The 12,696-nt window shown below is 57.2% G+C and carries 13 protein-coding genes; 4 read left to right on the top strand and 9 right to left on the bottom strand.

Annotation, left to right across the window (positions count from 1 at the left end):
* Positions 1–335 precede the first annotated feature (335 nt).
* Together ACDI13_RS14030 and ACDI13_RS14025 are read right to left on the bottom strand one after the other, a co-directional pair.
* Positions 336–1,604 carry a CaiB/BaiF CoA transferase family protein gene (locus tag ACDI13_RS14030; RefSeq protein ID WP_372372488.1) on the bottom strand — a complete coding sequence of 423 codons (1,269 nt, stop codon included), beginning with the start codon at positions 1,602–1,604 and terminating at the stop codon, positions 336–338.
* Between the two features lie 10 nt (positions 1,605–1,614).
* Positions 1,615–2,601 carry a tripartite tricarboxylate transporter substrate binding protein gene (locus tag ACDI13_RS14025; RefSeq protein ID WP_316991135.1) on the bottom strand — a complete coding sequence of 329 codons (987 nt, stop codon included), beginning with the start codon at positions 2,599–2,601 and terminating at the stop codon, positions 1,615–1,617.
* A gap of 150 nt (positions 2,602–2,751) precedes the next feature.
* Here ACDI13_RS14025 and ACDI13_RS14020 point away from each other — a divergent pair, with 150 nt between their 5' ends.
* On the top strand, positions 2,752–3,552 hold the full coding sequence (locus ACDI13_RS14020) for an IclR family transcriptional regulator C-terminal domain-containing protein (protein WP_316991136.1): 801 nt from the start codon (positions 2,752–2,754) through the stop codon (positions 3,550–3,552).
* Positions 3,553–3,554: 2 nt separating this feature from the next.
* On the opposite strand, the gene ACDI13_RS14015 is transcribed toward ACDI13_RS14020, so the two are convergent.
* The 6 genes from ACDI13_RS14015 to ribBA are packed head-to-tail and all read right to left on the bottom strand — an operon-like array spanning position 3,555 to position 7,733.
* Entirely contained in the window at positions 3,555–4,061 is a 507-nt protein-coding gene (locus tag ACDI13_RS14015) for a CinA family protein (RefSeq protein WP_045931245.1), read from the bottom strand.
* The gene (locus ACDI13_RS14010; RefSeq protein WP_316991137.1) at positions 4,058–4,579 is read right to left on the bottom strand and encodes a phosphatidylglycerophosphatase A; all 522 of its coding nucleotides are present in this window, start codon (positions 4,577–4,579) and stop codon (positions 4,058–4,060) included. The genes ACDI13_RS14015 and ACDI13_RS14010 overlap by 4 nt, the downstream gene beginning before the upstream one ends.
* A gap of 9 nt (positions 4,580–4,588) precedes the next feature.
* Complete coding sequence (gene thiL, locus ACDI13_RS14005) at positions 4,589–5,551, bottom strand: thiamine-phosphate kinase (protein ID WP_316991138.1); 963 nt, start codon at positions 5,549–5,551, stop codon at positions 4,589–4,591.
* Between the two features lie 13 nt (positions 5,552–5,564).
* Positions 5,565–6,080, bottom strand: a complete 516-nt coding sequence (gene nusB / locus ACDI13_RS14000; protein WP_045931247.1) for a transcription antitermination factor NusB — start codon at positions 6,078–6,080, stop codon at positions 5,565–5,567.
* Complete coding sequence (gene ribH / locus ACDI13_RS13995) at positions 6,034–6,552, bottom strand: 6,7-dimethyl-8-ribityllumazine synthase (protein ID WP_094197594.1); 519 nt, start codon at positions 6,550–6,552, stop codon at positions 6,034–6,036. The genes nusB and ribH overlap by 47 nt, the downstream gene beginning before the upstream one ends.
* Before the next feature lie 14 nt (positions 6,553–6,566).
* Positions 6,567–7,733: a bifunctional 3,4-dihydroxy-2-butanone-4-phosphate synthase/GTP cyclohydrolase II gene (gene ribBA / locus ACDI13_RS13990; RefSeq protein ID WP_316991184.1), complete on the bottom strand. Its 1,167-nt coding sequence runs from the start codon at positions 7,731–7,733 to the stop codon at positions 6,567–6,569.
* Between the two features lie 115 nt (positions 7,734–7,848).
* Between ribBA and ACDI13_RS13985 the strand changes: the two genes are divergently transcribed.
* Both ACDI13_RS13985 and ACDI13_RS13980 read left to right on the top strand, forming a co-directional pair.
* A complete protein-coding gene (locus tag ACDI13_RS13985; protein WP_316991183.1) occupies positions 7,849–8,688 on the top strand; it encodes an IclR family transcriptional regulator in 840 nt (279 codons plus the stop codon).
* Positions 8,689–8,795: 107 nt separating this feature from the next.
* Positions 8,796–10,325, top strand: coding sequence for a CYTH and CHAD domain-containing protein (locus tag ACDI13_RS13980; RefSeq protein WP_316991182.1), 1,530 nt, complete (start codon positions 8,796–8,798; stop codon positions 10,323–10,325).
* 184 nt (positions 10,326–10,509) lie between these two features.
* Here the strand turns inward: ACDI13_RS13980 and ftsY are convergent, their stop codons facing one another.
* A complete protein-coding gene (gene ftsY, locus ACDI13_RS13975; protein WP_372373131.1) occupies positions 10,510–11,598 on the bottom strand; it encodes a signal recognition particle-docking protein FtsY in 1,089 nt (362 codons plus the stop codon).
* Between the two features lie 457 nt (positions 11,599–12,055).
* Between ftsY and rsmD the strand changes: the two genes are divergently transcribed.
* Positions 12,056–12,685, top strand: coding sequence for a 16S rRNA (guanine(966)-N(2))-methyltransferase RsmD (gene rsmD / locus ACDI13_RS13970; RefSeq protein ID WP_316991181.1), 630 nt, complete (start codon positions 12,056–12,058; stop codon positions 12,683–12,685).
* Positions 12,686–12,696: the final 11 nt, after the last annotated feature.

Here is a 12,696-nt window from a genome sequence, read left to right as displayed (position 1 = left end):
GCGACAGCGACAGCGACAGCGACAGCAATTAGTGTAGATACAAAAAAGCCCCACTCACTTGGATTCAATCCAAAGTGAGTGGGGCTTTTTATTGATTAAGCGATGACCGATAGGTCCCACTCAGGCTCAGTTGAACCTTCAGCGTAAGAAGCAACCTCCCCCTACTGAGTCACGAGCCCTAGGCCAGGGTCTGAGCGGTACTTCAGGCAGCAGGAGCAGTGTCAATCCGGCACTGGCCCCGCCGCAAGCCCAAACACTAAACCAGGCCTGTGCTTCGACGCCGGCGCTGGTTCAAATTCTGGTTTGAGTTTGGCTGTGGTTTTCAATCCTAGCTCTCAAGCCTGGCTCCGGTTACGCCACTGCTGCAGCTCCGGGCAATCGACCCCCAGCACACTCTCCAGAGCCTGCTCGGTATGCTCGCCCAACTGCGGCGGAGCCATGCGGTAGGACACCGGGCTATCTGAAAAACGCATGGGACTGGCTGTCATGCTGACCTTACCAGCCTGGCTGTGAGCCAGCTCGATACGCATATTCCGGGCCTGAACCTGCGGGTGCGAGAACACCCCATGCAGATCATTGATAGGCCCGGCTGGCACACCAATCTTGTCCAAAGTTTCCAGCCAATAGGCACTAGGCTGTTTTTGCATCGCCGCACTCAGAATCTGCTCCAACTCGTCCCGGTGCCTGACCCGCTGACTGTTAATGGTAAAACGCGGATCCTCAACAACCTCCGGATGACCAATCGCCTCACAGTAAGCCGCGAACTGACGATTATTGCCAATTGCCACAATGATGTGACCATCTTCCGTCGGAAACACCTGATACGGCACCAGATTCTGATGCGCATTGCCCGCCCGCTTGGGCGCCTGACCACTGACCAGATAGTTCATGTTCTGGTTCGCCAGCATGGCAACCTGACAATCCAGCAAGGCAATGTCGAGATGCTGCCCCAAGCCACTGCGTGAGCGTTCAAACAAGGCCGCCAGAATACTGCTGGTGGCATACATGCCCGTCATCAAATCCGCCACCGCCACCCCCGCTTTCTGGGGGCCACCGCCGGGCTTGTCGTCACGCTCGCCCGTCAGACTCATCATGCCGCCCATGGCCTGGATCATGAAGTCATAACCCGGACGCTCGGCATAAGGGCCTGTCTGGCCAAAGCCGGTAATCGAGCAATAAATCAGACGAGGGTTGATCTCTTTCAGGCTGGCGTAGTCCAGGCCGTACTTGGCCAGGCCACCCACCTTGAAGTTCTCGACCAGGATGTCGCATTCCCGTGCCATGGCACGCACCACATCCGCCCCTTCCGGGCTGGCAATGTCCAGGCTGATCGACTGCTTGTTACGATTGGCCGACAGATAATAGGCCGCTTCCGCCGTATCTTCTTTTTCAGGTGTCTGCAAGAAGGGCGGGCCCCAGGCGCGGGTATCGTCGCCGGTTTCTGGCCGCTCTATCTTGTAGACATTCGCCCCCAGATCGGCCAGGTTCTGTGTGCACCATGGGCCAGCCAGAATGCGTGTCAGATCCAGAACCCGGATGCCATCCAAAGGGGCAGGACGCGTCGCCTGCGAGACGTGCTGATCGCTCACGTTACAGTGCTCCATTCAAAGACGATTAGTCCAGCGTGATATTGGCCTGCTTGATCAGGCTGCCCAACTTCTCGTCTTCTTGACGCAGGAACTCGACATACTCGGCAGGGGTAGAGGAAATGATATCCACGCCCTGACGACGGAAGGTTTCAACAAACTCGGTGTTCTCGCTGACCGTTCTCATGGACTGGCTCAGGCGTTCGACGATTTCAGGAGGCGTGCCACTGCTGACATGGAAACCAAACCAGGCCGTCACGTTATAGCCCTGATTCAGACCCAGCTCGGCAAAGGTGGGCACCTCTGGCAACAAGGAAGAACGCTCCGGGCCGGACACGGCCAAGGGGCGCACCGTATTGGCCTTGATATGTGTCATCGCCGTGCCCATGCTATCGAACATGAAAGAGATATGACCACCCAGCAAATCGGTCATGGCAGGTGCGCTGCCGCGGTAAGGGGCATGGATAACATCGATATTGGCCATCGTGGTAAAGGCCGCTGCCGACAGGTGCGAGGAAGAGCCATTACCAAAGGAGGCGTAAGTCAGCTCTTCGGGCTTGGAACGAGCGTAGCTAATCAGCTCCTCACCTGTCTTAAAGGGGCTTTGCTGGGCATTGACCACCAGCACATTCTGTCCTTCGGCCACCAGGGATACTGCCGTCAGGTCCTGCGCCGGGTCGTAAGGCAGTTTCTCGTATAGGTGATTATTCACCACGGCCTGACCGACAGCGGCCAGCAAGACGGTGTAACCATCCGGGGCGGATTTTGCGACGAAGTCCGTCGCAATAATGCCACTGGCACCGGGCTTGTTCTCCACAACAATAGTCTGGCCCAGATCTTTGGACATTTCCTTGGCAACGCCTCGGGCAATCACATCCGTCACACCACCTGGCGTAAAGGGCACGACCAGACGAATCGGTTTGTCCGGGTATGCGGCCTGCACTCCCAGAGAACAAAACAACAAACCCATGCCGGTCAGCAAAGGAGCCACTTTACGGGCTAGGACTTTATTCATGAATCACTCCAAACTTATTTTGTTCGATAATCGAACTTGATTATTTAATTGCTAAGTCTTGTTTTTTTTACAATTTATCATCGATAATTCTTGCAAATCCCATTCAGTTCGCTAATCGAACAAAACTGAATCTTGCTCCCCTGCCAAGCAATGACCATCAACAAAGAAACAGCTCCCACCGCCGACCACTACAAAGGCGACCCGGACTATATGCAATCGCTTGCCCGTGGCCTGCAAGTGATTACGGCTTTTTCAGACAGAAGGCGGCCTTTGCGGGCGGCAGAAATTGCCCTGAAAACCGGCCTGGCGCGCGCAGTGGTGCAACGCTGCCTCTACACCCTGCAAGCCCTGGGTTATGCGGAGCAGGAAGGCGCATTCTGGAAACTGCGTCCGGCAATCTTGCAACTGGGCCATGCCTATTTTTCCTCGACCTCCATCGTCAGTCTGGCGCAACCCATACTGGACGATTTAAGTGACCGCGTCGGTGAAACCTGTGCACTGGCCTTGCTGGACGGAGACGAGATTCTGTATCTGGCACGCGCACAACGGCAACGCGTTCTGACCGTGTCCTTGGGCTTGGGAAGCCGTTTGCCTGCTCACTGCACCTCGATCGGACGGATGTTGCTGTCGCAGTTGCCGCAAAACAGGCTGGACGCGTATCTGGAACTGGCTCCCTTCAAAATCATGACGCAATACACCGCTCATACCCGCGAGGCCTTGCTGCGCGAATTGAAACAGGTGCAGGAAAAGGATTATTCCTTGATCAAGGAAGAGTTGGAGCTGGGCTTGACGGCAATTGGCGTCCCCGTGCGTAGTGCCAGCGGGCGCGTGGTCGCGGGGATGAGCATCAGCATCAAAGACTGGCAGGACACGGAAGAACAGTTGATCCGGCGCTGCCTGCCCGAACTGCGTTCGAGCGCACGGCAGTTGGGTTTGATGTTACCGGCCTAAAATCAGGCCGGATTGAGCATGGTCAGCGCACTGGTCAAGGCGTACTCCACGGCCTGCTGACGAATTTGAGCACGATCACCGTCAAAGATACGGGCAGAGGCGCGGGTCACAATACCATCACCACGGCGCTGCGCAAAACCAAAGCACACCAGACCGACCGGCTTGCCTGCGGTGGCTCCGTCCGGGCCGGCAATGCCGGTCGTGGAAATAGCCAGCTCCGCATCTGCGGTAGCTTCCAGCGCACCCGCCGCCATTTCCATCGCAGTTTCTTCGCTGACTGCGCCAAAACGATCCAGGGTGTCCTGGTTTACGCCCAACTCCTGAACCTTGGCCTTGTTGCTGTAGGTGACCAGACCGCGCTCGAACCAGGCGCTGGAACCGGGCAGGTCCGTCAAGGCAGCAGCCAGTAGGCCACCGGTACATGACTCGGCGCAGGCGACCATCCAGCCGCGATCTTTAAGGGCTCGCCCCAGGGCCAGGGCGGCATTGCCGTGCTCGTAATCGCTCATGAGAACACTCCAAAACGTACCAAGACAGCCATCAGCAACAAGGTATAGCCTGCCGCCAGGAGATCGTCCCACATAACACCGAAACCATTATGCAGACGACGATCAAAATAGCGGATCGGCGGTGGTTTGAGAATATCAAAGAAACGAAATAAAACGAATGCGATGCCTTGCGCCAGCCAGGTCTGAGGAATCAGCCACAGCACCAACCAGAAAGCGACCATCTCGTCCCAGTTCATGCCGCTGTGATCGGACACGCCAAGATCATAGCCTGTGCGGTGACAAGCCCAACAGCCTATAAAAAAGGTGATCGGCAAGAAAATGGCCATTTGCGTGTCGGTCAGCACATGCAAACCCAAGACCCACAAGACCCAGGCCAGCACCGTGCCCCAGGTGCCCGGCCCCGGACGCAATACGCCGGTACCGCCACCAAAGGCAATCAAGCGCCAAGGCTTTTTCACCACCCAATCCAGGGTAGGACGTTGAATGGGATTCAAGGAAGGATCAGGAAATGTGCTCATGACACAGACTCAGCCACCAAAATGATCGAAACCGCCCTGGGCAGGGGCAGGATGCAGTCCCTGTTGATCACGCACATGCACCCCGCTACCGGCATGCATGGAGCCGATACGGCTGAGCTGCACACCTTCGCGCTGAGCCAGCGTCAAGATAGACTCGCGATGCAGGGGATCTGCGGTGAAACACAGTTGAAAAACGTCGCCTCCCACCAGAGCCGCCTCACGTTGCAAGTCGGCAGGCAAGCCTTTCAGGGAAGAGTCCAGCGGCAAGGCATCCCAATCCAGATGGGCTGCACATTGGCTGGCTTTGGCGATATGGCCCAGATCCTGGACCAGACCATCAGATACATCAATGGCAGCATGCGCCAAACCGGCCAGAGCATGGCCCAGGCGGTAAGGCGGCCAGGGCTGTTCCAGGGCTGGGCGGCTGGCAGCCAGTCGATCCGGATCCGCAGCCAGACGACCTTGCAGAAGCCGCAAGGCAATGTCTGCCGCCCCCAGGGTACCCGTCAACCAGATATCGTCACCAGGCTGGGCTGCACTGCGTTGCAAAGCCTGCCCCGCCGGCACTTCACCCAGCACCGTAATGCTGATAACCACCCCTTGTTTGCTGCGCGTGGTATCACCGCCAATCAAGGGGCATTGCGCCTGATCGGCCAGTTGGAACAAACCGTTGGAGAATGCGGCCAGCCATTCGGGCCGGACTTCGGGCATGGATAAAGCCAGAAGGCAGGCTCGTGGTTTGGCCCCCATGGCGCCCAGGTCCGACAGATTCACGGCCAGCGCCTTATGCCCCAAAAGAAACGGGTCTACGTCGGGAAAGAAATGTTGCCCTTCGATCAAAAGATCCACGCTGCTGGCCAGTTGCCAGCCGGGTGCTGGGGTAAAAAGGGCACAATCGTCACCTACTCCCAAATAACCTTCGGGAGTAGGACGATTGAAATATTGCTGGATAAGACCGAACTCGTTCAGCACGGCACGCCCCGTTTTAGCGGCGGGCCTGCTTGGCAACTTCCGGTGCGCGTACGTCGGCGGCCAGTTTGTCCAGCACGCCGTTCACGAATTTGAAACCGTCCGTACCGCCAAAGGACTTGGCCAGTTCGACGGCTTCGTTAATGGCAACGCGGTAAGGCACTTCAACGTGATGCACCAGTTCGTAGCTGCCAATCAGCAAGATGCCGTGTTCGATGGGAGAGAGCTCTTCCAAAGGGCGGTCAACATAAGGCAAAAAGCGTTCGCGCAGCACGGGGGCTTCGCGCATGACGCCAAACAGCAAGGTTTTGAACCAAGCGGCATCGGCTTCACCAAACTCCTCGTCGCCCCGAATATGAGCGTCGATGGAGGTGGCCTCCTGCAAGCCATCAGAGCCTCGCAAAAGCCAGGAGTAAATGCCCTGCAGGGCAAATTCGCGCGAGCGGCGGCGCGCGGATCGTCCGTTGGCCTTGCTGGCCGGGACTTTATTTGTCGTCGTCAAGATCTTCGTCCTCGTAATCTTCGTCCTCATCGTCGTCCAGCTCGGGTTCGAGGACAGCGATAAGATTGCCCAGCTCGACCGCTGTACGGGCGCAATCGCGACCTTTTTCAGCAGCACGAACTTCGGCTTGTTCATCTGTGTTGGTGGTCAGTACACCGTTGGCAACAGGAATGCCGGTTGCCAGCGAGACTTGAGTAATGGCCGACGCACTCTCATTGCTGACCACTTCAAAGTGGTAGGTGTCGCCGCGGATAACAGCGCCCAGAGCGATCAGGGCATCAAACTCGCCGGTTTCGGCCATCTGACCCAGAGTAATACCCAATTCCAGTGCGCCAGGTACGGACAGAACGGTCACATCGCGCTCGTCCACGCCCAACGCTTCCAGCTCTTTGAGGCAGGCTTCCAACTCGGCCAGACCGATAGACTCGTTGAAACGTGCACGCACAATACCAATGTGCAGACCTTCCCCATTCAGGTCAGGGGTAACAATGTAAGGATTCATGTTGGAAGCTCCGCTTAGGATTGAGAATCTGGTTCGCTATGGTAACCCGTCACGGTCAATGCAAACCCGGCCATGCTTGGCATTTTACGTGGTCGTGACATCAAACGGGCCTTGCCGACATTGAGGTCACGCAAAATTTGTGCACCAATTCCGTAGGTGCGCAGATCGTTGCGGCTAGGACGACCGCGTGGCGCCTGGGCTGGACTGTCTGCCCCCCAAGCCTGGATCTGCTCAAAACTCTCTTCCTCGGAGTTCTGGCAATTCATCAACAACACCACACCGCTGTCGGATTTGGCCACGGTACGCAGCGCAGTGGGCAGGGTCCAGCTGTGGCCCACATCGCCCTCAATCAAGACATCGAGCACAGTAGTCGGTTCATGCACACGGACCAGAGTTTCCACTTCGGGGCTGATTTCACCGTGCACCAGCGCCAGATGCAAACCACCGGAAGACAGGTCCCGGTAGGCGTGGCACTCAAAATCGCCATAAGGAGTCTTGACGGGTTTCTTGTGCAAACGCTCGATCATGGACTCGTGCTCGCTACGGTACTGGATCAGATCCGCAATCGTGCCAACCTTGATGCCATGTTCACGAGCAAAGACCAGCAAATCCGGCAAGCGCGCCATGGTGCCGTCAGGATTGAGCACTTCGCAAATGACAGCAGCCGGCGTCAAACCCGCCATCGCCGTCAAGTCACAGCCCGCTTCGGTATGACCGGCACGCACCAGCACGCCACCTTTGGCTGCCTTCAACGGAAAAATGTGACCGGGCTGCACCAGATCAATTGGGCGGGCATCACGGGCCACAGCCGCTTGCACGGTGCGGGCACGGTCAGCAGCGGAAATACCGGTTTCCACACCTTCCGCCGCTTCAATCGATACCGTAAAGTTGGTGCCAAAACGCGTGCCGTTGCGGGTGGCCATCAAAGGCAGATCCAGTTGGCGGCAACGCTCTTCGGTCAGGGTCAGGCAAACCAAGCCACGACCATGCGTCACCATGAAGTTGATCGCTTCGGCATTCACGAACTCGGCGGCCATGACCAGGTCACCTTCGTTTTCACGGTCCTCTTCATCAACCAGAATAACCATGCGCCCTGCGCGCAGCTCTTCCACAATCTCTGGAACGGGAGCGATTGGACTGGCGCCCAGTTGACCAGCGTCGGACTGAATTTCTTGATTCATCGTGCTCTTTGCTCAGACAGATAATAATTAAGGCCATTTTACGACACCCAGGCCACGGCGGGCAGCTTCATTAGTCGGTACACTTGAAGACCATACCAAACCGCCCCCAACCTCTATGACCGACCCCATTTTGCCTGCGCTGGACGAAAAACGTCGTCGTATCCAATCCATTGAAACAGGTTTTGGCCTGTTGAAAGTACTGGTGGACAGCGGACAGCCCATGATGTTGCGTGACCTGGCCACTCAAGCGGGAATGAGTTCGGCCAAGGCCCACCCTTATCTGGTCAGCTTTACCAATGTAGGACTGGTTCAGCAGGCGCCCACGACCGGACTGTACGAGCTGGGACCTTTTGCCTTGCAGATGGGTCTGGTCAGCCTGCAAAGCCAGAACCCGGTCAAGATCGCCCTGCCTCTGGTTCAAGCCTGGGCCTCGCGCATTGGGCATACCCTGGGTTTGGCGGTGCTGGGCTCACACGGCCCCACCATGGTTCATATCAGCGAAGCCAGCTACCCGGTCCACGTGAACATGCGCTGCGGCACGGTGATGTCCATGTTGCATACGGCCACCGGCCACGTCTTTGCCGCCTGGCTGCCCCCGGAAGTGGCCCGCCACTATATTGAACGTGAAGCGGGCGACAGCGCTGTTGTCACCAGTATCAGCCCGTTGCGTCCCAGCCCCAAAGAGCTGGCGGCCATGCTGGAAAAAATCCGTGAGCAAGGCGTGGCACAGGCACTGGGCAACCCCTTGCCCGGTATTGATGCCCTGTCCGTCCCCGTGTTTGATCACTCCGGCCAGATTGTGCTGGCCCTGACCAGCCTGGGCCCCAGCACATTGTTTGATGCCAGTATCGACAGCCCCATCCTGGCCCAATTGCGACAATGCGCCAACAGTATTTCGCATCAATTGGGCTGGCGCGAACCACTGGGCACCCCACCTTTATCAAACTTGACATGACTGCACACACTTATAGGGGTGTCGCTACTTCAAGTTTGACGGGTTTACATGCAAAATAATCGTTTTATCCGCCCACCTGTTGCAGGTGATTTCTCGAGTGCGATGCTGTGCTAGAACAAGAACTGAAATTTTTTGTACCCGAGAATGCCCGCCCCGGTTTGCTGACCGCCTTTGGCGCGGTACGCACGGGGAGCATTACGTTAAATGCCATTTACTTTGACACGCCCGAACGCGATTTGGCGCGCTCGAGTATCGCCCTAAGACTGCGCAAAGAAGGCGAACAGTGGGTTCAAACCGTCAAACTGCCCGGTCCTGACACCCTGTCCCGCATAGAAATCAATCACCCCCGCCCTGGCCCGGAACTGGACCTGAATCTGTACCAGGGCACGCCTGCCCAGGCCCCGTTGGCTCGTTACGCGGATCAGATTCAAGCCCGCTATCAAACCCGAATCCAGCGCGAACTGGCCCTGATCAAACAAGGCCAGTCAACGCTGGAACTGGCTTACGACGTAGGCCACATCGAATCCGATGGTTTGACACTACCGGTGAACGAGCTGGAAATTGAGCTGATCAGCGGCGAGAGCCTGACCATGTTTGAAGTTGGCCAACGCTGGCTGTACAAGCATGGCCTGATTCTGGAGATGCGCAGTAAATCTGAACGCGGCGACGCGCTGGCCAGTCTGGTGGATCGTCGCCGCGCGAAATCCGAAAACCTGGATCTGTCGCCAGAAAAAGTGGCAGCCGCCTTGACGCGCAAAGCCTACGATTTACCCAAACCGCATTTTGTCGACACAGAGGACTTGGAACAGTTCTACAGCCTGAGCGCCACCATGAGTCTGGAGCAGGTCATTCGTAACGCGGCTTTGCTGGCAGGCGTGGATGGCATACGTCCAGACTCTTCCCGACAGGCCGACTATCTGGCCTTGATGCGTGTAGGTCTGCGCCGCCTGCGCTCTTGCCGCAAGTTGTTCAAAATGTGGCTATCGGCCAGCGAAGGCTATGCCAATACTCGTCTAACGCATTATTTCGGCCTGTTTGGTCAGGCACGCGACCATGATCTGGTTCAACTGGAGATTACCCCCCTTTTGCTGAAAGCGGGCATGCCCGGTCCGGCCCCCGAGCCAACGCCAGCCCACCTGGAGCACGACCCGGTGCAACTGGCCAGTGCCGCTGAATTCCAGTCCTTGCTATTGAGTAACCTGCAAAGCCTGATCTGCGGCCCCACGCTGGAACTACACGGTGTGCCTCAGCCCGAGTATTTGATCGAAGCGCGTATCAGCCGCTGGTTCCAGACAATTCAACTACGCAGCCAACGCTTTGCGCAGATCAGCCAGGACAAGCAGCACCGCCTGCGCAACCGAATCAAGAGCCTGCGTTACTGCCTGGAGTTTTTGCCCAGCGCAGCCGATAAACAGGGGTTGCACAAAGTGCTGCGCGAGTGCCAGGCCTTGATTGGTGCCGTCACTGATGTAGACGTGGCACTGGATTGGTATGCCCAACATGCGGCCAACCCCGAGCAGGCGCAGTTTGCACGGGACTGGCTGACCCACGCCCGCCAAGGTCGTGCGGCTCATGCACAGCATGCCCTGAACGCCCTGGACCAGCATCAGCCGCAAACAGAACTTCTGCGACGCTAAGCGCCAAACACACTAAAAGCCCACACACACTGTGCCTTTGCTTGCCACTACGTGACGCTTTTTTCTTCGACGATCCAGAAATAAAAAAGCGGCGATATGAACGGCTCCCCCATCAGTTGGACGGTCACAGATTAGGTAGTCAAGACCTGAATTCGGTATGGCACCGGACTCAGGCCTTGTAGTTTCATTCTGATGCGTTCATGCCCAGCAAGGCCGATGCAAATTCACGAGCCACAAAGGCCTGCAGGTCCTGCATGCCCTCGCCCACACCAATCCAGTACACCGGAATAGGACGCACGCCCTGAGCACAGGCAGCAACGGCGGCCAGCGTACCGCCTTTGGCCGTACCGTCCAGCTTGGTGACAACCAGGCCAGTCAGCCCCAAGGCCGCATCAAAGGCACGAATCTGGGAAATGGCGTTCTGGCCGGTGTTGCCGTCCACAACCAAAAGAATTTCATGGGGAGCCTGACCATCGGCCTTGCCGATGACACGCTTGATCTTCTTGAGTTCTTCCATCAAGTGCAGTTGAGTGGGCAAGCGGCCTGCGGTATCGACCATGACCACCCCCATATCGCGAGCACGACCTGCATGTACAGCATCAAAAGCCACCGCGGCAGGGTCGCCACCATCTTGAGCAATAACGCTGACATTATTGCGCGAACCCCACTCAATCAACTGTTCACGAGCGGCAGCGCGAAACGTATCACCGGCAGCCAACAAGACCTTTGCCCCCTGCTCCTGGAAAGTATGGGCTAACTTACCGATAGACGTGGTTTTACCTGCACCGTTCACCCCGGCAATCATGACCACCAGCGGTTTGCTCGATTCCAGAGGAAAGGATTTCTCCAAGGGCTTCAAGTGATCGGTCAGGATGTCGCACAGAATTTGTTTGACCTGGGCCGCATCGCTGACTTTTTCCTTGCGAACCCGGGCACGCAAGGCGGTAATCAGTTTCTCGGTCGCCTCCACACCGGCATCCGCCATGAGCAAGGCGTCTTCCAGTTCCTCGAACAGTGTTTCATCGACCTTGGCACCGACGAACAGACTGCTCAGGCTTTGGCCTGTGCGAGACAAGCCTTGCTTCAGGCGAGCCATCCAGGAGGTTTTCACCACAGGCGCGGCGGCTTCTGGCTCTGGAGCCGGAGCAGGTACTGGTTCAGGCGGTGGAGCAGGAACTGGAACAATCTCTGGTTCCGGTTCGGGAGTCGGCTGTACCTCAGGTTCTGGCTGCGGCACCGGCTCGGGAATCGGCTGCACCTCGGGTTCAGGCACAGGTTCGACCTCGGGCTCCGGAGCACGACTTGGCTGCGGCACAGGCTGTACTTCCGGTTCAGGAGTACGAACGGGTTCAGGTGCAGGCTGTACTTCCGGCTCGTAGACACGTGCAGGCTCTGGTGTAGGAATACTGGCCGGGGCCGGTTGTGGCACCTCTGACCGTGTGGGCGTAGACTCCGGAGCAGCGCGATGTTCAGCCTGGCTGGCTGGCTGGCGATCCAAAGCCACCGCCGGCGGAGTCACCGGCGTTTGAACCGGTGCACTGTGCTCTTGCGATACCGCAGGGGATGCGTCTGCCGCGTCAACCTCGGACGGGGCAGGAGAAAGCGGCTCGGTCAGCTCCGTTTGAGTGACTTGTGGCTCTGGCTTGGCCTTCTTTCTTTTAAAAAAACTGAACATACGATTTACACTAGAAAATTCTGTTGAATGACCACATTATCCGATCAAAGTGCCCATGAGAAAACATGCTGTCCGTATTGTAGGTGGTGATTACCGCCGCACGCCGATTTCAGTCGTCGATGCACCTGGTCTGCGACCCACACCGGACCGTGTACGCGAGACACTGTTTAACTGGCTTAACCACTTCTGGGGCGGTCAATTCAGTGATAAAAATGTGCTGGACCTGTTTGCCGGCAGCGGGGCCTTAGGCTTTGAAGCGGCCTCACGCGGTGTCGCCTTTGTACAAATGGTGGAACGCCACGGGCCCGCTGTTAGCAATTTGCGCAGCCTGCGCACCAGGCTCAAGGCAGAACACGTCCGTATCCACGCAGGCGACGCTCTCCATATTCTGGAGCGCAGCCAGATGCGCTACGACCTGGTCTTCATAGACCCGCCCTTTGCGCACGGCTGGATGGAACGTATCTGGCCTTTGCTGCCCAATGTGCTGGCACCGGACGCACTGGTTTACATTGAATCCGAAACCCCTATACAAGCCCCGGATCAATACGGGATACTACGACAGGATAAGGCAGGGCAGGTACATTATCATTTGTTGCGATTTGCTGCGATGCAAAAAACAGTCAATAATGCCGAATTTTCCGGGACGCCTGCACCGCTCTCCCCGGACTCTGACCTGCCAACTTGAACCCCTTACGC

The organism is Alcaligenes faecalis, from assembly GCF_041521385.1.
In the GTDB taxonomy this organism is placed as follows: Bacteria; Pseudomonadota; Gammaproteobacteria; order Burkholderiales; family Burkholderiaceae_B; genus Alcaligenes; species Alcaligenes faecalis_E.
The sequence above is the reverse complement of the archived record's forward strand: the minus strand, read 5'-3'. Positions and strand labels throughout refer to the sequence as shown.

Bases quoted from the DNA above. Each gene is read 5' to 3' on its own strand.
- ACDI13_RS14030 (WP_372372488.1), bottom strand. From the start codon at position 1,604: ATGGAGCACTGTAACGTGAGCGATCAGCACGTCTCGCAGGCGACGCGT.
- ACDI13_RS14025 (WP_316991135.1), bottom strand. From the start codon at position 2,601: ATGAATAAAGTCCTAGCCCGTAAAGTGGCTCCTTTGCTGACCGGCATG.
- ACDI13_RS14020 (WP_316991136.1), top strand. From the start codon at position 2,752: ATGACCATCAACAAAGAAACAGCTCCCACCGCCGACCACTACAAAGGC.
- ACDI13_RS14015 (WP_045931245.1), bottom strand. From the start codon at position 4,061: ATGAGCGATTACGAGCACGGCAATGCCGCCCTGGCCCTGGGGCGAGCC.
- ACDI13_RS14010 (WP_316991137.1), bottom strand. From the start codon at position 4,579: ATGAGCACATTTCCTGATCCTTCCTTGAATCCCATTCAACGTCCTACC.
- nusB (WP_045931247.1), bottom strand. From the start codon at position 6,080: ATGAGGACGAAGATTACGAGGACGAAGATCTTGACGACGACAAATAAA.
- ribH (WP_094197594.1), bottom strand. From the start codon at position 6,552: ATGAATCCTTACATTGTTACCCCTGACCTGAATGGGGAAGGTCTGCAC.
- ribBA (WP_316991184.1), bottom strand. From the start codon at position 7,733: ATGAATCAAGAAATTCAGTCCGACGCTGGTCAACTGGGCGCCAGTCCA.
- ACDI13_RS13985 (WP_316991183.1), top strand. From the start codon at position 7,849: ATGACCGACCCCATTTTGCCTGCGCTGGACGAAAAACGTCGTCGTATC.
- rsmD (WP_316991181.1), top strand. From the start codon at position 12,056: ATGAGAAAACATGCTGTCCGTATTGTAGGTGGTGATTACCGCCGCACG.